This window comes from Streptomyces sp. NPDC096339 (assembly GCF_044762985.1).
Classification (GTDB): domain Bacteria; phylum Actinomycetota; class Actinomycetes; order Streptomycetales; family Streptomycetaceae; genus Streptomyces.
On record NZ_JBIWFI010000041.1, the window covers coordinates 60,304 to 78,605 of the forward strand.

16 protein-coding genes and 1 tRNA gene are annotated in these 18,302 nt (G+C 68.4%); 2 read left to right on the forward strand and 15 right to left on the reverse strand.

Features of this window, described 5'->3' with window-relative positions:
- Nucleotides 1-33: 33 nt before the first annotated feature.
- The 10 genes from rpoB to ACIQ5Y_RS34470 form a co-directional block, all read right to left on the reverse strand.
- Nucleotides 34-3,516, reverse strand: a complete 3,483-nt coding sequence (rpoB, locus tag ACIQ5Y_RS34425) for a DNA-directed RNA polymerase subunit beta (RefSeq protein ID WP_385126288.1) — start codon at nt 3,514-3,516, stop codon at nt 34-36.
- Nucleotides 3,517-4,066: 550 nt separating this feature from the next.
- Nucleotides 4,067-4,450, reverse strand: coding sequence for a 50S ribosomal protein L7/L12 (rplL, locus tag ACIQ5Y_RS34430; protein WP_384588162.1), 384 nt, complete (start codon nt 4,448-4,450; stop codon nt 4,067-4,069).
- A 110-nt stretch (nt 4,451-4,560) separates the two neighbouring features.
- A complete protein-coding gene (rplJ, locus tag ACIQ5Y_RS34435; protein WP_030026650.1) occupies nt 4,561-5,091 on the reverse strand; it encodes a 50S ribosomal protein L10 in 531 nt (176 codons plus the stop codon).
- 264 nt (nt 5,092-5,355) lie between these two features.
- Complete coding sequence (locus ACIQ5Y_RS34440; protein ID WP_403889626.1) at nt 5,356-6,261, reverse strand: hypothetical protein; 906 nt, start codon at nt 6,259-6,261, stop codon at nt 5,356-5,358.
- A gap of 42 nt (nt 6,262-6,303) precedes the next feature.
- On the reverse strand, nt 6,304-7,251 hold the full coding sequence (locus ACIQ5Y_RS34445) for a hypothetical protein (protein WP_403889629.1): 948 nt from the start codon (nt 7,249-7,251) through the stop codon (nt 6,304-6,306).
- A gap of 184 nt (nt 7,252-7,435) precedes the next feature.
- On the reverse strand, nt 7,436-8,164 hold the full coding sequence (gene rplA / locus ACIQ5Y_RS34450) for a 50S ribosomal protein L1 (protein ID WP_403889632.1): 729 nt from the start codon (nt 8,162-8,164) through the stop codon (nt 7,436-7,438).
- An 88-nt stretch (nt 8,165-8,252) separates the two neighbouring features.
- Nucleotides 8,253-8,687: a 50S ribosomal protein L11 gene (gene rplK, locus ACIQ5Y_RS34455; protein WP_030773771.1), complete on the reverse strand. Its 435-nt coding sequence runs from the start codon at nt 8,685-8,687 to the stop codon at nt 8,253-8,255.
- Nucleotides 8,688-8,855: 168 nt separating this feature from the next.
- Nucleotides 8,856-9,770, reverse strand: coding sequence for a transcription termination/antitermination protein NusG (gene nusG / locus ACIQ5Y_RS34460; RefSeq protein WP_403889635.1), 915 nt, complete (start codon nt 9,768-9,770; stop codon nt 8,856-8,858).
- Between the two features lie 84 nt (nt 9,771-9,854).
- On the reverse strand, nt 9,855-10,136 hold the full coding sequence (gene secE, locus ACIQ5Y_RS34465; protein ID WP_403889638.1) for a preprotein translocase subunit SecE: 282 nt from the start codon (nt 10,134-10,136) through the stop codon (nt 9,855-9,857).
- Nucleotides 10,137-10,244: 108 nt separating this feature from the next.
- Nucleotides 10,245-10,317 (reverse strand) — tRNA-Trp (locus ACIQ5Y_RS34470).
- A 204-nt stretch (nt 10,318-10,521) separates the two neighbouring features.
- Here ACIQ5Y_RS34470 and ACIQ5Y_RS34475 point away from each other — a divergent pair.
- Nucleotides 10,522-11,748, forward strand: coding sequence for a pyridoxal phosphate-dependent aminotransferase (locus ACIQ5Y_RS34475; RefSeq protein WP_403889641.1), 1,227 nt, complete (start codon nt 10,522-10,524; stop codon nt 11,746-11,748).
- 331 nt (nt 11,749-12,079) lie between these two features.
- Nucleotides 12,080-13,099, forward strand: a complete 1,020-nt coding sequence (locus tag ACIQ5Y_RS34480) for an adenosine deaminase (RefSeq protein ID WP_403889644.1) — start codon at nt 12,080-12,082, stop codon at nt 13,097-13,099.
- Between the two features lie 27 nt (nt 13,100-13,126).
- On the opposite strand, the gene ACIQ5Y_RS34485 is transcribed toward ACIQ5Y_RS34480, so the two are convergent.
- The 5 genes from ACIQ5Y_RS34485 to ACIQ5Y_RS34505 all read right to left on the reverse strand — a co-directional run bounded on the left by ACIQ5Y_RS34485 (nt 13,127) and on the right by ACIQ5Y_RS34505 (nt 17,332).
- Nucleotides 13,127-13,543, reverse strand: a complete 417-nt coding sequence (locus tag ACIQ5Y_RS34485) for a hypothetical protein (protein ID WP_384596560.1) — start codon at nt 13,541-13,543, stop codon at nt 13,127-13,129.
- A 16-nt stretch (nt 13,544-13,559) separates the two neighbouring features.
- A complete protein-coding gene (locus tag ACIQ5Y_RS34490; protein WP_403889661.1) occupies nt 13,560-14,675 on the reverse strand; it encodes a UDP-N-acetylmuramate dehydrogenase in 1,116 nt (371 codons plus the stop codon).
- Nucleotides 14,672-15,070: a DUF3291 domain-containing protein gene (locus ACIQ5Y_RS34495; protein WP_403889664.1), complete on the reverse strand. Its 399-nt coding sequence runs from the start codon at nt 15,068-15,070 to the stop codon at nt 14,672-14,674. The genes ACIQ5Y_RS34490 and ACIQ5Y_RS34495 overlap by 4 nt, the downstream gene beginning before the upstream one ends.
- Before the next feature lie 88 nt (nt 15,071-15,158).
- Nucleotides 15,159-16,619: a DHA2 family efflux MFS transporter permease subunit gene (locus ACIQ5Y_RS34500; protein ID WP_403889648.1), complete on the reverse strand. Its 1,461-nt coding sequence runs from the start codon at nt 16,617-16,619 to the stop codon at nt 15,159-15,161.
- A 143-nt stretch (nt 16,620-16,762) separates the two neighbouring features.
- A complete protein-coding gene (locus ACIQ5Y_RS34505; RefSeq protein WP_403889650.1) occupies nt 16,763-17,332 on the reverse strand; it encodes a TetR/AcrR family transcriptional regulator in 570 nt (189 codons plus the stop codon).
- Between the last annotated feature and the right edge of the window lie 970 nt (nt 17,333-18,302).

The window sequence follows — 18,302 nt, forward strand, 5'->3', positions numbered from 1 at the left end:
CGGGGGATCACTCGGATCCCCCGGCCAGGCCCGTCAGACCTCTTCGACGCTGCTCGGCTCGCGCCGGGACAGGTCGATACCGAGCTCCTCCGCCGCGCGGAAGACGTCCTCGTCGGTGTCGCGCATCTCGATGGACATGCCGTCCGAGGACAGCACCTCCACGTTGAGGCAGAGCGACTGCATTTCCTTGATGAGCACCTTGAAGGACTCGGGAATGCCCGGCTCGGGGATGTTCTCGCCCTTGACGATGGCCTCGTAGACCTTCACGCGGCCGGTCACGTCGTCGGACTTGATCGTCAGGAGTTCCTGGAGCGCGTACGCGGCGCCGTATGCCTCAAGCGCCCACACCTCCATCTCACCGAAGCGCTGACCACCGAACTGCGCCTTACCACCCAGCGGCTGCTGCGTGATCATCGAGTACGGACCGGTCGAACGGGCGTGGAGCTTGTCGTCGACCAGGTGGTGCAGCTTGAGGATGTACATGTACCCGACCGAGATCGGGTCCGGGAACGGCTCGCCGGAGCGGCCGTCGAACAGGCGCGCCTTACCGGTCGGGAGCACCATGCGCTCGCCGTCGCGGTTCGGGATGGTGTGCTGGAGCAGGCCGGCCAGCTCGTCCTCACGCGCACCGTCGAAGACGGGGGTGGCGACGTTGGTGCCGGGGGCGACCTGGTCGGCGCCGATCGCCTGGAGGCGCTGCGCCCACTCGTCCGCGAGACCGGAGACGTCCCAGCCGCGGCTGGCGAGCCAGCCGAGGTGGATCTCCAGGACCTGTCCCGGGTTCATTCGGGACGGGACACCCAGCGGGTTCAGGATGATGTCGACCGGCGTGCCGTCCTCGAGGAAGGGCATGTCCTCGATCGGAAGGATCTTGGAGATGACACCCTTGTTGCCGTGACGGCCGGCGAGCTTGTCACCGTCGGTGATCTTGCGCTTCTGGGCGACGTAGACGCGGACCAGCTGGTTCACGCCCGGGGGAAGCTCGTCGCCCTCCTCGCGGTCGAAGACGCGGACACCGATGACCTTGCCGATCTCACCGTGAGGGACCTTGAGCGAGGTGTCACGCACCTCGCGGGCCTTCTCACCGAAGATCGCGCGGAGCAGACGCTCCTCCGGGGTCAGCTCGGTCTCACCCTTGGGCGTGACCTTGCCGACCAGGATGTCGCCGGCGACGACGTCCGCACCGATGCGGATGATGCCGCGCTCGTCGAGGTCCGCGAGGACCTCCTCGGAGACGTTCGGGATGTCCCGGGTGATCTCCTCGGGGCCGAGCTTGGTGTCACGGGCGTCGACCTCGTGCTCCTCGATGTGGATCGAGGAGAGGACGTCGTCCTGCACGAGGCGCTGCGACAGGATGATCGCGTCCTCGTAGTTGTGACCTTCCCACGGCATGAACGCGACGAGCAGGTTCTTGCCGAGGGCCATCTCGCCCTCTTCGGTCGCGGGACCGTCGGCGAGGACCTGGGACTCGATGATCCGGTCGCCCTCGTTGACGATGACCTTCTGGTTGACCGAGGTGCCCTGGTTCGATCGGGAGAACTTGGCGACGCGGTACGTGGTGTACGTGCCGTCGTCGTTGGCGACGGTGATGTAGTCGGCCGAGACCTCCTGGACGACACCGTCCTTCTCCGCACGGATCGAGTCACCGGCGTCGACCGCACAGCGGTACTCCATGCCGGTGCCGACGAGCGGGGCCTCCGCCTTGATGAGCGGAACGGCCTGGCGCATCATGTTCGCGCCCATGAGGGCACGGTTGGCGTCGTCGTGCTCCAGGAAGGGGATCATCGCGGTCGCGACGGACACCATCTGGCGCGGGGAGACGTCCATGTAGTCGACGTCGCCGCCGGCGATGTAGTCGATCTCGCCGCCACGACGGCGGACCAGGACGCGGTTCTCGGTGAAGCGCATCTCATCGTTCAGGGCGGCGTTCGCCTGGGCGATGACGAAGCGGTCTTCCTCGTCGGCGGTCAGGTAGTCGACCTCGTCGGTGACGACACCGTCGACGACCTTGCGGTACGGGGTCTCGACGAAACCGAACGCGTTGACGCGACCGTAGGAGGCGAGCGAGCCGATCAGACCGATGTTCGGGCCTTCAGGGGTCTCGATCGGGCACATGCGGCCGTAGTGCGACGGGTGAACGTCACGGACCTCGAAGCCGGCCCGCTCACGGGACAGACCACCGGGACCCAGGGCCGAGAGACGACGCTTGTGCGTCAGACCCGACAGCGGGTTGTTCTGGTCCATGAACTGCGACAGCTGGCTGGTGCCGAAGAACTCCTTGATGGAGGCGACGACCGGCCGGATGTTGATCAGGGTCTGCGGCGTGATCGCCTCGACGTCCTGGGTGGTCATGCGCTCGCGCACGACGCGCTCCATACGAGCCAGACCCGTGCGGACCTGGTTCTGGATGAGCTCGCCGACGTTGCGCAGACGACGGTTGCCGAAGTGGTCGATGTCGTCGGTCTCGACGACGATCGAACGACCCGACTCGCCGATCGTCTCGGTCTCGCCCGCGTGCAGCTTCACGAGGTACTTGATCGTCGCGATGACGTCGTCGGTGGTGAGCACACCGGCGTCGAGCGGCTCGTCGGCGCCGAGCTTCTTGTTCACCTTGTAGCGGCCGACCTTCGCGAGGTCGTAGCGCTTCGGGTTGAAGTAGAGGTTCTCGAGCAGCGTCTGAGCGGCCTCACGGGTCGGCGGCTCGCCCGGGCGCAGCTTGCGGTAGATGTCGAGCAGCGCGTCGTCCTGGCCCTGGGTGTGGTCCTTCTCCAGGGTGGCGCGCATGGACTCGTACTCGCCGAACTCCTCGAGGATCTGCTCGGTGGTCCAGCCGAGAGCCTTCAGGAGGACGGTGACGGACTGCTTGCGCTTGCGGTCGATGCGGACACCGACCATGTCACGCTTGTCGATCTCCATCTCGAGCCAGGCACCCCGGGAGGGGATGATCTTGGCGGAGAAGATGTCCTTGTCGGACGTCTTGTCGATGGAGGAGTCGAAGTAGACACCGGGGGAACGGACGAGCTGCGACACCACGACACGCTCGGTGCCGTTGATGACGAAGGTGCCCTTGTTGGTCATGAGCGGGAAGTCGCCCATGAAGACCGTCTGAGACTTGATCTCTCCGGTCTCGTTGTTCGTGAACTCGGCCGTGACGAACAGCGGAGCCGCGTACGTGAAGTCGCGCTCCTTGCACTCGTCGACGGAGTTCTTCGCCGGCTCGAAGCGGTGGTCGCGGAAGGTCAGCGACATCGACCCGGAGAAGTCCTCGATCGGCGAGATCTCCTCGAAGATCTCTTCCAGACCGGACTTGGTGGGGACGTCCTGTCCACTCTCAAGCGCCGACTCGACGCGAGACTTCCAGGCGGCATTGCCGAGAAGCCAGTCAAAGCTCTCGGTCTGCAGCGCCAGGAGGTTCGGAACCTCGAGCGGCTCCTTGATCTTTGCAAAGGAGATGCGCAGCGGGGCAGTGCTGGCACCGGTGTTCGTATTGGTCGAGGCGTTGCGCGAGGCGGCCAAGAGGGGGTCCTTCCGAGGGCTCGGACTCACTACGCGCGTACCGGTCCCAGCCGACACATAAGACCAACCCCCCGATCCGGCTAAAAGGCCAGGTCAGGACGGTTCAACCAAGTGTGCTTCAGCGTGGGCATGTCCCTGGCGACGGGCAGGGGACAGCTAACAGGCAGCGCAAAGGGTCAGTGTAGCCACTCGGCTCACTGATGTCCAGACCAGGTTTCCGGAAACCGGCAACAGGCCTTCCCCATGTCGTAACGTCGCGACCCTCGTACACAGAGCGCGTATCAGTACTGCCCTCTTCGTAGCCGATCCATGCCTCGGATCTCGGATCGAGGTGGTCGAGCTGCCGACGGGACTGAGAATTGCGCGCCTGGTCCCGTTCGTCAAGGCCCCCTGCTCCGTGCGGATCATCTTGGGACCCGGCCGCGGGGCAACGATGATCACCCTACTCCCCAACGACGCTGGGGCAAGTCAGGCACTGCGGATACGCCAAAGGGCGACCACCCTTACGGGTGATCGCCCTTTGCTGGGGCCCCAGAGGGCCCCAGAGGTGTTACTTGACCTCGACGGAGGCGCCGGCACCCTTGAGGGCCTCGGCGGCCTTGTCAGCGGCCTCCTTGTTGACCTTCTCCAGGACGGGCTTCGGGGCGCCGTCCACGAGGTCCTTGGCCTCCTTCAGACCCAGGGAGGTCAGCTCGCGCACGACCTTGATGACCTGGATCTTCTTGTCACCGGCGCCGGCGAGGATGACGTCGAACTCGTCCTTCTCCTCCGGGGCCTCGGCGGCGGGGCCACCGGCGGCGGGACCGGCAACGGCGACGGCCGCGGCGGCGGTGACGTCGAACTTCTCCTCGAACGCCTTCACGAACTCGGAGAGCTCGATGAGGGTCATCTCCTCGAACTGGGCGAGGAGGTCTTCCTGAGAGAGCTTCGCCATGATGGGCGATCCTTCCACTAATTCGGCAGGTGCCGGATGTATATAGAGGCGGGCGTAACGGCCCGCTACGACCCACGCACTAGGCGGCGTGGATCAATGCGCGAGCCGAATTACTCGGCACCGCCCTGCTCGGCGAGCTTGACGCGAAGCGCTTCCGCGGTGCGGACGAACTTCGACGGCAGCGCCTGGAAGAGCGAGGCAGCCTGAGACTGCTTGCCCTTGAACGCGCCGGCCAGCTTGCTGAGCAGAACCTCGCGGGACTCGAGGTCCGCAAGCTTCTTGATGTCGTCGGCGGAGAGAGCCTTACCGTCAAGGACACCGGCCTTGATGATGAGGTTCGGGTTCTCCTTGGCGAAGTCACGCAGGGCCTTCGCCGACTCCACCGGGTCACCGGTGATGAAGGCGACCGCGGTCGGACCAGCGAAGTGCTCGTCCAGCGCGGTGATCCCGGCCTGGTTGGCCGCAATCTTGGTCAGCGTGTTCTTCACCACGGCGTACTGGGCGTTCTCACCAAGGGAGCGACGCAGCGTCTTGAGCTGCGCGACGGTGAGACCCCGGTACTCGGTCAGCACGGCGGCGTTCGAGCTCTGGAACGCGTCCGTGAGCTCGGCTACCGATGCAGCCTTGTTGGGCGTCGGCATGGTGCGTTCGCCTCCTTCCGGGTGATGAGGACCGCTCAGAAGGGGCTGACAAACAAAAACGCCCCGGCGTAGGCGCCAGGGCGTAGCTCGACCGAAAAGAATTTCGGGAACTTTCCACAGTCACCTGCGCGGGTCGTCCGTAGTCAACGGATCCTTCGGCCACCACACCCTTGCAGGCACGGCAACGACCAGCGGTCTTTGGCTTCTGTGGAAGAGTACGTGAAGGGTTCCAGTCGAGGCAAATCGCCCCTGGGACCGTACGGCTCAGGAACCGCCGAGGCCTCCCAGCCCCGCGTCCTTCAACGTCTGGTCGGCTTCCTTCAGCTTCTTGTCGGTCTCCTTGAGCGACTTGTCCACGCCCTTCATCACGTCGTCGAAGTCGACGACCTGATCGGCCGGGGGCGCGCTGACCGGTTCGGTCGTGCCGTAGCCGGAGAACTTCGCCGAGACCTTCGTCGTGCCGTCCTTGGTCACCCGGGACGAGTCGACGCGGACCGGGTAGCCGTCCTTGCCGATCCACAGGTCCACGTCGAACGCGCTGTAGTCCTTCAGTGCCTCGTGGAGGTACTGGCGGTTCGCCTCCTCCATGACCTTGGTGGACTCGTCGGCCGCGAGCAGTTCCGCGCCGGTGAGGCCGGCCTTGTAGTGCTTGGCCTCCACGCCGTCGGGCTGCTCGGCGCCGACCAGGGTCAGCTTCTGCTGCCCGAGGAGCAGTGCGAGGTACTCGGCGGGGTCGTCGTTGAGCTGGTGGCGGGGCTTGCCGTCCTTGTTCAGGTTCATCTTCATCCAGGACTTGCCCTGCAGGGGCTTGTCCATGTGGGTGTAGATGACGTCGCCCAGCATGACCTGGTTGCCGTCGGCCCCCTGGGCGTCGATTCCGGTGGCGGCCGGGTACCAGCCCTTCGTGCCGGTGATCCGGTCGGCCTTGCCGTCGCTTCCCGTGATCGTCATGTCGAACCGGGCGAACTTGGCCGCCGCCGTCTTCACGTACGACGCCTTCACCGCGTCGGCCGGGGACTCGGCCTTCGTGGCGGGCTTGCCGTCGGTCCCCGCGGCCCCGTCAGCCTTCTCGCCGCCGCAGGCCGTCAGCCCGCCCGCGAGCAGTACGGCCCCCGCCGCTGCCACGCCGGCGCGGATCAGGACGTGCTTGTGCATCTGGTCTTCCCCCATGGTGGATCCGTCTTTCTACGTCGTGCGCGCTCGCGGGGCTGGTCAGGCCCCGGCGCCGGTCTTGCCGAGCTGCTGCAGCATGGCGAAGAGGTCGAGCGTCTCGTTCTCCGGCGGGGCCTGGACGGTGGCCGCCGAGCCGTAGTCCGAGTAGTGGGCTTCGACCGTCATGGTCCCCTGGGGCGTGCCGATGCCGACCTTCATCCGGGCCGGGTAGCCGTCCTTGTCGACCCACACGTCCATGTCGTAGCCCTTGATGCCGGCCGTCTTCATGGCCTCGGTCAGCTTGGCCCGGTCGGCCTCGCTCAGCTCCTTGGAGTTCTGGTTGGCCGCGAGCATCTCGTCGAAGGTCAGCGTGCCCTTGTAGTGCGTGGTGTCCACGCCCTCGACCTTCTCCGCGCCGACGCTCTTCACGTTCGGCGAGGCGAGCAGCAGGGCGAGCTGCTTGGCGGGGTCCTGGCTCTGCTCCGGGCCGCCCATGCCGCTGAGCTTCTTCAGGGCCTCGGCGTCGCCGGCGCCCGCGGCGGCGGCCGCCTTCATGTCGAGCTTCATCCAGTGCTTGCCCTCGAAAGCGGCGGACGAAGGCGTACCGGCCGGGATCTCCATGAACATGACGTCGTTCGACATGATCATGCGCATGGTGTCGGCGCCCCGGCCGGGGGCGAGTGCGCCCTTCATGGTGATGTCCATGACGTTCGGGTCCCAGCCCTGCACGCCGGTCAACTCCACGGGGCCGCTCCCGCCGAGGGTCGCCGGCATCGACATCGTCATGCGCACCTTGGCGGACTTCGCCGCGGAGGTCTTCTTGTAGGCCGCCGCGAGGGCCTGCGTGGCGTTGCCACCGGCCGCGGGCGAGCTCGGCTGCGCGGACGGGGCGGCCGCCTTGCCCGTGTCGTCCTTCTTCCCGCTCTCGCACGCCGTGGCCCCGCCCACGAGCAGTACGGCCGCCAGTGCGGCGCCGACGGTCTTCTTCCGGTACACGGACATGGACATGGAGGTCCCCACCCCTTGTTGTCGATCACTTGCTCGGTCGACCATACGTTCCCGCACCGGCCGATCGCGCGCCCAAAAGCACCGTGTCAGCGGGATGTGGCCCTGAACACGGAAAACGGGCCCCCCGCCACCCCGGTGAAGGGGGGCGAGGGGCCCGTTCAGCCACTCAGCGAGCCGGAAGGGCTCAGACAGCAGCCGGGTCTTCCTCGACGAGGAGGTTCCGGGTGCGGTTCGGGTCCAGCTGGATGCCGGGGCCCATGGTGGTGGAGATGGCGGCCTTCTTGACGTACCGACCCTTGGCGGCGGACGGCTTCAGACGAAGGATCTCGTCCAGGGCCGCGCCGTAGTTCTCGACCAGCTTGTCATCGGAGAAGGAGACCTTGCCGATGATGAAGTGCAGGTTCGAGTGCTTGTCGACACGGAACTCGATCTTGCCACCCTTGATGTCGGTGACAGCCTTGGCGACGTCCATGGTGACGGTGCCGGTCTTCGGGTTCGGCATCAGGCCACGGGGACCGAGCACGCGGCCGAGGCGGCCGACCTTGCCCATGAGGTCCGGGGTGGCGACAACCGCGTCGAACTCGTTCAGGCGGTTGCCCTTGGCGATCTCGTTGATCAGCTCGTCGTCGCCGACAATGTCGGCGCCGGCGGCTTCCGCGGCCGCAGCACGGTCACCGGTCGCGAAGACCAGGACCCGGGCGGTCTTGCCGGTGCCGTGCGGGAGGTTCACGGTGCCGCGGACCATCTGGTCGGCCTTGCGCGGGTCGACACCCAGGCGGAAGGCGACCTCGACGGTGGCGTCGAACTTGGTCGTGGAGGTCTCCTTGGCGAGACGGACGGCCTCGAGCGGGGCGTACAGCTTCTCCCGGTCGACCTTGGCGTCCGCAGCGCGGAGAGTCTTGCTGCGCTTCACTTCTGCTCCTGTATTTCGGCTTCAGGCATGGAGTCGTGGTGCGGACCAGCGCTTGGCCCTACCACTGGTGGTGCTGGGGGTGGCTGGATCAGCCTTCGACGGTGACGCCCATCGAACGCGCGGTGCCGGAAATGATCTTCACGGCGGCGTCGATGTCGTTGGCGTTCAGGTCGGGCATCTTCAGCTCGGCGATCTCGCGGACCTGGGCAGCCGTGAGCTTGGCGACCTTGGTCTTGTGGGGCTCGCCGGAGCCCTTCTCGATGCCCGCGTGCTTCAGGATGAGGCGCGCGGCCGGCGGAGTCTTGGTGATGAAGGTGAAGGTGCGGTCCTCGTAGACCGTGATCTCCACCGGCACGACCATGCCACGCTGCGACTCGGTCGCGGCGTTGTAGGCCTTGCAGAACTCCATGATGTTGACGCCGTGCTGACCGAGCGCGGGGCCGACCGGCGGAGCCGGGTTGGCCGCACCGGCCTTGATCTGGAGCTTGATAAGCCCCGTGACCTTCTTCTTCTTGGGAGGCATTGCTCTCTCCGGGTCCTAGTGAGAGTTTTCAGCCGCCGATCCGGTCATCCGGATGGAGGCATACCGCACCACGATAACGGGTATCGGTGCGGGGCTAAAAACCGAGCAGGTCAGACCGCCCTTTACGGGGCGATCTGACCTGTCCGGAAGCGTGGGCCCAGAAGATCGTCAGTTCTTCTGGATCTGGTCGAAGCTGAGCTCGACCGGGGTCTCGCGGCCGAAGATCTCGACGAGACCCTTGACCTTCTTCGAGTCCGGGTTGATCTCGTTGATCGTCGCCTGCAGCGTCGCGAACGGACCGTCGGTGACGGTGACCGAGTCGCCGACCTCGAAGTCCAGGACCTCGATGGTGCGCTTGACGGCGGGGGCCGGCAGGCCCGCGGCCTCGGCGGCGGCCTTGTCGGCCTTCTCCTTGGCCTCCGGCGCGAGCATCTTGACGATCTCGTCCAGGGTCAGCGGGTACGGGTCGTACGCGTTGCCGACGAAGCCGGTGACACCGGGCGTGTTGCGGACGACGCCCCAGGACTCGTTCGTCAGATCCATGCGGACGAGAACGTAACCGGGCAGCTTGTTCTGCCGGACGTTCTTGCGCTCGCCGTTCTTGATCTGGACGATCTCTTCCTCGGGCACCTCGGCCTGGTAGATGAACTCCTCGACGTTGAGCGAGACGGCACGCTGCTCCAGGTTCGCCTTCACGCGCTTCTCGTAGCCCGCGTAGGTGTGGATGACGTACCACTCGCCGGGGAGCAGGCGCAGCTCGTCGCGCAGGGCCTGGATGGGGTCGACGGGCTCGGCGGGCTCGACCTCGGCGGCCGGGGCGGCCTCCTCGTCCTCGGCCTCGGCCTCGTCTTCCTCGTCCGCCTCGTCGGCAGCCGGCTCGACCTCGGCGTCGTCCTCGACCTCGGCGTCGACGTCACCCTCGTCCTCGACGTGCAGCGCGGCCTCTTCGGCGGCGACACCCGCCTCGACGTCGGCGAGCTCGGCCTCGTCGGGGTCCACAGCGTCCGCCGCCTCGACGATGTCGAGCGCGTCCTCGACGGACTCGACGGAGTCGTGGCTCGCGTTCAGGTTCGGGTCAGACACGGTGGCTGCTTCTTCCTGGATACAAAAGGTGGTGGAACATGCGAAAACGGGCGGCACCCATCAAGGCGCCGCCCTCCGCGGGGATCAGCCGAAGACGAACTTGATGGCTTCCTGGAACCCATAGTCAATCACGGTCACCAGACCGATCATGATGACCACGAAGACAATCACCACGGTGGTGTACGTCGTGAGCTGGTTGCGAGTCGGCCAAACAACCTTGCGGAGTTCCGCGATGATCTGGCGGTAGAAAAGCGCGAGCCTGCCCAGAGGGCCCTTCTTGCCGCGCTTGCCGCCCTTGCGGGCCTTCTTCTCGCGCGTCTCGTCCTCGGCGTCAGGCATGTCGATGGAGCCCAGGGCGTCCGTCACGTCTCTCACCTGAATCCGGGTCGTGGCCGTACCGCGCCCGGTTGCGCCGCACGGCGTTGCATCGAAGTACGTACCTGCGCACACACATCCGAAGAATGGAGTGTGGAGCAGGGCCGGAGGGACTCGAACCCCCAACCGCTGGTTTTGGAGACCAGTGCTCTACCAATTGAGCTACGACCCTTTGCGTCCCCCAACCTACCGCATCCGGGCGAGTGCACGGAGTGCTCACGCTCTGCAGCGATCGGCGAGGGCCAACGACAGGTGAGTGTACGTGAACCGGGCCCTGACGTCGAACAGGACCGGACCGGAGGTCCTCCGGCCATGCCTCGGTCCGGTGACTGAAACGGTGTGCGGCGCCTGTTTGGCGTCTGGGACGATTGCTCCCATGACCTCTGCAACGCCTTCCTCCGAGCGCCGCGTCTCCGCCCGTATCGGCGCCATCTCCGAGTCCGCCACCCTCGCCGTCGACGCCAAGGCCAAGGCCCTCAAGGCCGCCGGGCGCCCGGTGATCGGCTTCGGTGCGGGCGAGCCCGACTTCCCGACCCCGGACTACATCGTCGAGGCCGCGGTCGAGGCCTGCCGCACCCCGAAGTACCACCGCTACACGCCGGCCGGCGGTCTGCCCGAGCTGAAGGCCGCGATCGCCGCCAAGACGCTGCGCGACTCCGGCTACGAGGTCGACGCGTCGCAGGTCCTGGTGACCAACGGTGGCAAGCAGGCGATCTACGAGGCCTTCGCGGCCATCCTCGACCCGGGTGACGAGGTCATCGTCCCGGCTCCGTACTGGACCACCTACCCGGAGTCCATCCGTCTCGCCGGCGGTGTCCCGGTCGAGGTCGTCGCCGACGAGACCACCGGCTACCGCGTCTCCGTCGAGCAGCTCGAAGCGGCCCGCACCGAGCGCACGAAGGTCGTCCTGTTCGTCTCCCCGTCCAACCCGACGGGCGCGGTCTACAGCGAGGCCGACGCCGAGGCGATCGGCCGCTGGGCCGTCGAGCACGGCCTGTGGGTCCTGACCGACGAGATCTACGAGCACCTGGTCTACGGCGACGCGAAGTTCGTCTCCCTGCCGGCGATCGTCCCCGAGCTGGCCGACAAGTGCATCGTCGTCAACGGTGTCGCCAAGACGTACGCGATGACCGGCTGGCGCGTGGGCTGGATCATCGGCCCCCGCGACGTCGTGAAGGCCGCGACCAACCTGCAGTCGCACGCCACCTCCAACGTCTCCAACGTGGCCCAGGTCGCGGCGCTGGCCGCCGTCTCCGGCGACCTGGACGCCGTCCACGAGATGCGCACCGCCTTCGACCGCCGCCGCCAGACGATCACGCGGATGCTGAACGAGATCGACGGCGTCATCTGCCCGACCCCCGAGGGCGCGTTCTACGTGTACCCGTCGGTCAAGGGGCTCCTCGGCAAGGAGATCCGCGGCAAGCGCCCGCAGACCTCGGTCGAGCTCGCTGCCCTGATCCTCGACGAGGTCGAGGTCGCGGTCGTCCCGGGCGAGGCCTTCGGCACCCCCGGCTACCTCCGCCTGTCGTACGCCCTGGGCGACGAGGACCTCGTGGAAGGCGTCTCCCGCATCCAGAAGCTCCTGGCCGAGGCCAAGGCCTGACGCGGCCCGCAGCAAGACTCTGAGCGGCGCCCTCCCTCCCGGGACGGCGCCGCTCAGGCGTTCCCGGCCCCGGCCGCTGCGCGGGGCTGAAATTGTCCTGCGGGCAATCCGCCGGGCAGACGGCATCAGCCGAGACCAGCCTCGCCGGCGTTTGAGGCGCGGGGTCCGGGGCAGAGCCCGGGGAAACGGAGAAGGGGCGGGGCGGGGACCGGCTCCGCGCAGCGGCGCCCGCACCCGCACCCACACCCGCCGACCCGGTTTTCCGTTCGGGCAAGGTCCCGTTCAGGGAATCCGGCTGCCGAACGGGTGACGGATGCGGCAGGATCAGGCGATGGAGCACCCCCGCGATCTCACGCTTCTGCCGAAGGCCCACCTCCACCTGCACTTCACCGGCTCGATGCGCCCATCGACCCTCCTGGAGCTCGCCGACAAGTACGGCGTCCGCCTCCCGGAGGCCCTCACCGCCGGCGAGCCGCCGAAACTGCGCGCCACCGACGAGCGCGGCTGGTTCCGCTTCCAGCGGCTCTACGACGCCGCCCGTTCCTGCCTGCGCGAGCCCGAGGACATCCACCGCCTCGTGCGCGAGGCCGCGGAGGAGGACGTACGGGACGGCAGCGGCTGGCTGGAGATCCAGGTGGATCCCACCTCCTACGCCCCCCTCCTCGGCGGGATGATCCCGGCCGTCGAACTGATCCTCGACGCCGTCGACTCCGCGTCCCGGGAAACCGGCCTCGGCATGCGGGTCCTGATCGCCGCCAACCGCATGAAGCACCCCCTCGACGCCCGTACCCTCGCCCGCCTCGCCGTCCGCTACGCCGACCGCGGCGTCGTCGGTTTCGGGCTCTCCAACGACGAGCGCCGCGGCATGGCCCGCGACTTCGACCGGGCCTTCGCGATCGCCCGGGAGGGCGGCCTCCTCGCCGCTCCGCACGGCGGTGAGCTGACCGGTCCGGCCTCGGTCCGGGACTGCATCGACGATCTGCACGCCGCCCGCATCGGGCACGGCGTACGGGCCGCCGAGGACCCGCGGCTCCTCAGGCGGCTCGCCGACCGGCAGATCACCTGCGAGGTCTGCCCTTCCTCCAACGTGGCGCTCGGGGTGTACGAGCGCCCCGAGGACGTGCCCCTGCGCACCCTCTTCGAGGCGGGGGTGCCCATGGCCCTCGGCGCCGACGACCCGCTCCTGTTCGGGTCCCGGCTCGCGGCCCAGTACGAGATCGCCCGCCGGTACCACGGCTTCACGGACGCGGAGCTCGCCGAACTGGCCCGCCAGTCGGTGCGCGGTTCGGCCGCGCCGGAGGACGTACAGGCCAAGCTGCTGACCGGGATCGACCACTGGCTGGCGTCCTGAACAGCGGGATCACGGGGATCACGGGGATCAGCGGGTGAGCCGCAGGTCTCCCTCGTGGCAGTCGGCCCGCACCCGGCCCCCGTCGGGGAAGCCGATCTCCAGGTGGGTGCGGCCCTGTTCGGGCAGCGCGAACTCGGCGACCGAGGCGACGGTCTCGCCGAGGTGGCGCAGGAAGGGGTGGTCGCCGAGGTCCTCGCCGACCTCGATGCGGCCCCACTCCCCCATGTCGTAGGGCTCGTGCGGCGGCGCGGACTCCACGATCAGGCACTGGTCGGAGCCGGTCGTGATCCTGATGGAGTCGCCGACGCTGTCGATCAGCCAGACGTCGAGGGGGGCCTCGGAGCGCTCGCCGTCGCTGACGTGCCAGGACGCGACGACTCGGCTGAGCGTGCGTCCCACGAGGCGAGTGGGGTCCGTACCGGCCCCGTGCAGGGGACAGAGCATGGGCGGCCGGGACTCCTCAGATGCTGACGCCGACCGTCACCGGCTCGTTGACCAGGGTGACGCCGAAAGCCGCGTGGACGCCCGCGACCACCTCGCGGGCCAGGGCGAGGAGGTCCTCGGTGGTGGCCTCGCCCCGGTTGGTCAGGGCGAGGGTGTGCTTGGTGGAGATGCGCGCCGGGCCGGAGCCGTAGCCCTTGGTGAAGCCGGCCTTGTCGATCAGCCAGGCCGCGCTGGTCTTCGTACGGCCTTCGCCCGCGGGGTAGGCGGGCGGGGTGATCTCGGCGCCGAGGCGGTCCTGGACGCGGGCGAGGAAGGCGGTGTAGGCCTCGTCGGTCAGGATCGGGTTGTGGAAGAACGAGCCGGCCGACCAGGTGTCGTGGTCGGCGGGGTCGAGGACCATGCCCTTGCCGGCGCGCAGGCGCAGCACGATCTCGCGGGCGGTGGCGGCGGGCACCCGGTCGCCGGCCTCGACGCCGAGGGCGCGGGCGGTCTCGGGGTACTTGATCGGGGCCGACAGCCCGCCCGCGTCCTCCAGGGCGAAGCGGACGCGCAGGACGACGTAGCGGTCGGGCTGGTCCTTGAAGGTGCTGTTGCGGTACCGGAAGGCGCATTCGGCGGCGCTCAGCGTGACCGTCTCGCCGGTGGTGCGGTCGTAGGCGACGACCTCGGTGATGGTGTCGCAGACCTCCTGGCCGTACGCCCCGACGTTCTGGATCGGGGTCGCACCGGCGGAGCCGGGGATCCCGGCGAGGCATTCGATGCCGGCCAGGCCCGCGTCGACGGTGCGGGCGACGGCGTCGCTCCAGTTCTCGCCGGCGGCGAGTTCCAGGGTGGTGCCGTCGAGCGTGAAGCCGGTGGTCGCGATGCGCAGGGCGGTGCCCTCGAAGCCCCGGTCGCCGATGACCAGGTTGCTGCCGCCTCCGATGACCAGGAGCGGGGTGCCGCTCTCGTCCGCGGCGCGGACGGCGGCGACCACCTCGGCGTCGGTGGTAGCGGTCACCAGACGACTGGCGGGGCCACCGAGGCGGAAGGTGGTCAGCGGGGCGAGGGGGGCGTCGTGGAGTTCCTGCACGTGGACAAGAGTACGGTCCGCACCCCTCGCATCCCTGCGGGGCCACGGACCGCTGCTCAGTAGCCGGACTTCTCCTCGGCGAGGCGACGCTCCGCCTCCTCCCAGTCGATGGGCAACTCGGAGGCCCGTACGGTCCAGAAGGTGAAGGCGGATTCCTTCATGTACGCGCTGGCCGCGCGGGAGCTGGACCGGTGGGGCTCGCTGCGGGCGAAGCGGTAGAGCGCGTCCCGGTCCTCCCAGGCGGAGAGGGTCAGGAAGGTGCGGCTGAAGACCCGGGCCCGGAGGGCGGTGCCGTGGGCTCCGGGGGCCTTGCGGATCTGGCCGATGATGCCGGGCGCCTTGAGGAAGAACTTGAACGCGCCGGCGAGGGTCGCGGTCTCGAAGCGGGAGGCCATCACGTAGACCTCGGCGTCGGGGGCGGCCTGGGTGGGCGTGGACCAGGGGATGTCGGGCACCGCGAACACTCCTTCGACTCGGATCACTCGGATCACTCGAACTGCAGGGACCAAAACTCGATTTCGGCTGGTACATGCGGTGATCTGTTCAGAGGGCCGCGGAGATCTTCTCCCTGGGCCGACCCGACGCCTCTTCGACAGCGGGGGCGGGGGAGGGCGCGGCCTTGCGCGGCAGGAGCAGGGCGAGGCCGGCGGCCAGGGCCACGGCGATCGCGCCGATCCACAGGGCCGGGACGGTGCCGTCGGTGAAGGCCTGAGGGGATTCGTAGCCGCCCTGGGCGGAGAAGACCGAGGCCAGGACGGCCACACCGAGGGCTCCGCCGACCTCGCGCAGGGCGTTGTTGGCGCCGGAGGCCTTGCCCTGGTCGGCGGGGGCCACGGTGGACATCAGGACGTTGGCGGCCGGGGCGAAGTAGAGGGCCATTCCGATCCCGCTGAGGATCAGCGCGGGCAACTGGGCGGCGTACGAGACGTCGGCGCTCAGGATCGCGGCGAACCAGCCGAGGCCGAGGGCCTGCAGCGCCAGCCCGGCGGCGACGACGGGGCGGCCGCCGATGCGGTCGGAGAGGATCCCGGCGACGGGGGCGACGATCATCGGCATGCCGGTCCAGGGCAGCATCCGCAGCCCGGCCTCGGTCGGCGAGTAGCCCGCGACGCCTTGGAGGAACTGGCTGAGCAGGAAGATCGAGCCGAACATGCCCAGGAACATGAGCAGGCTGGCCAGGTTGATCCCGAGGAAGCCGCGGTTGCGGAAGAGGCGCATGGGGAGCACGGGGTTCGCACTGTTGAAGCCGTGGTGGATGAACCCGCCGACGAGCGCGGCGCCGACGATCAGGCCGGTGAGCACGGGGGCACTGGTCCAGCCCTTGGAGTTGGCGTTGACCAGGGCGTAGACGATCCCGAAGAGCCCTCCGCTGATGAGCAGGGTGCCCGGAACATCGAGCCGTGATCCCGGAGCGGTCGACTCCGCGAGCCGGAGCCTGGCGAGCGGTATCAGCGCGAGCCCGATCGGCACGTTGAGCCAGAAGATCCACTGCCAGGAGATGTGCTCGGTGAGGCTGCCGCCGATGAGGGGACCGCTGGCGACGGCGAGGCCGGTGACGGCGCCGTAGATCCCGAGGGCCATCCCGCGGCGGGCAGCCGGCACGGCGGCGGTGAGCAGGGTCAGGGTGAGCGGCATCATGATCGCGGCGCCGACGCCCTGGACGGCACGGGCGGCGATGAGCGCGTCGATCCCGGGCGAGAGCGCGGCCGCGGCGGAGGCGCCGGTGAAGACCGTGAGCCCGGCGATGAACAGCTTCCGCCGCCCGAACCGGTCCCCGAGGGCGGCGCCGAACATGAGGAGGACGGCGAAGGTGAGCGTGTAGGCGTTCACCGTCCACTCCAGGTCCTCCAGCTTGCCGCCGAGGTCGGCGCGGATGGCGGGGAGAGCGGTGGTGACGACGAGGTTGTCGAGCGCGGCCATGAAACTGGCGACGCCGGTGATGACGAGGGCCCAGACCGCGGGCCCGCGGAGTTTGCCGTCCGAGCCGATGCCTTGCGTGTTCACGATTCCCCCTGCGGTGTGCGAGTACGGATACGAATACTGCTTGTTAGTTATTGCTGACTAACTTTCGCGGCCATACGTGACCGCGGACCGGGCGTCGAGCGAGCACACGCCCACCGGGCGGCCGGCGCGCACCACCCCTGCCTCTACTTCTCCAGCCGACCCTTGCTCTGAGCCTCGGGGTACAGCCCCTCCCAGACCCGGTGCTCGGGCGGGAAGCCCATGGCGGCGAGGGTGTTGATCAACATCCCGTACGCCATGAAGGTCGTGGTCTCCTTGGCGTCCCCGCCGAAGGGCACGTGGACGGTGTCCCAGAGCTCCATCCACCCCTTGCGGACGAGCTCGCCGAGCTCGTGATCGCCGGCCGCCTCGGCGGCTGCGACGGTGACGTACATCTGGAGCTGCATCTGGAGCTTGTCCGGATCCTCGGCGATGAGCCGGGTGTACGCATTGGCCATGGCACGCGTGGCCTCCTCCCCCCGCAACCCTTCGGAAGCGGCGGCGAAGACCTCACAGGTGTCACGCAGGCAACGCTCGGAGGCGGCGAGGAAGATCGCGAGCTTGTTCGGGAAGAGCCGGAAGAGATACGGCTGCGAAACCCCCACCCGCTTGGCGATCGCCTCGGTGGAGGTCCCGTAGTAGCCCCCACGCGCGAACTCGTGCATCGCCGCACGAATGACACTCTCACGCCGCTCTTCTGCGCTCATCCTTGCCATGAGTCAAAGTTAGTGCTCAATCACTAATCAAGTCAAGGGGCGGGGGCGGGGAGCCCCGGAGGGGCGGGGGGCGGGGGCGGGGAGCCCCGGCGGGACGGAGGCGGGGAGCCCCGGAGGGACGGAGGATGAACAGCCGACCAGGACCTCGGTTGGCGGTGCCTCGGCCGGGCCGCAGCCAGTGAGGGTTGGGGGTTTCCCGTCAGTCCCATCGTCCTTCCGCGTCGGGCCGGCCTGTCAAGGGCGCTCCTCCTTCGTCGTCGCGTCGCTGCGCGATCGCCTTCGGCGACCCTTGACAGACCGTCCCGCCACGGAAAGACAAGGACTGCCGGGAACCCCCCAAAGGAACGGGCCGGGCCAGAGATTCCCAAACGGGCCCACAGCAATGCCCGACCAGGCTCCGGGACAGCAGGCCTCACCTCGGGCCGCCCACCTCGCCCTCCGGGCCGCGCAGGCGGCCACCCTCCCCGAAACCCCCACCACAAGAGCCCCGGCGGGAGGAAGGGCGCGTCAAATCGCTACGCGCTCCTCACGTCTCGGCGTCCGGCCCCCGTCTGGGGCTGGTCACGCACCAGATCGCTACGCGCTTCTCCCCGACGGCGCCCACGGCCTCTTCGGGCTGGTCATAAGCCGCCCACGATCGCCAGGCGCTCCTCGATGACGGCGTCTGCGGCCGGTCCTGGGCTGCAACGGCCCCAAACAGCGGCCATGCCGAGCCGTACTCGGGTCAGACGACGGAACAGCCGAAAAGACCGGCCGGATTTTGCCCCCCACTGGGGCCGTGTGGGGATGAGATCCCCATCAACCGCAGACGGGCTGCGGACGCCGTCGGCGAGGAGCGCGTAGCGGTCGTGGGCAGCCCATTACCAGCCCCAATCGACCGTGGACGCCGTCTAAGGGGAGCGCGTAGCGATCTGGGGCGTGACCAGCCCCGGACGGGTCGCAGACGCCGAGACGTGAGGAGCGCGTAGCG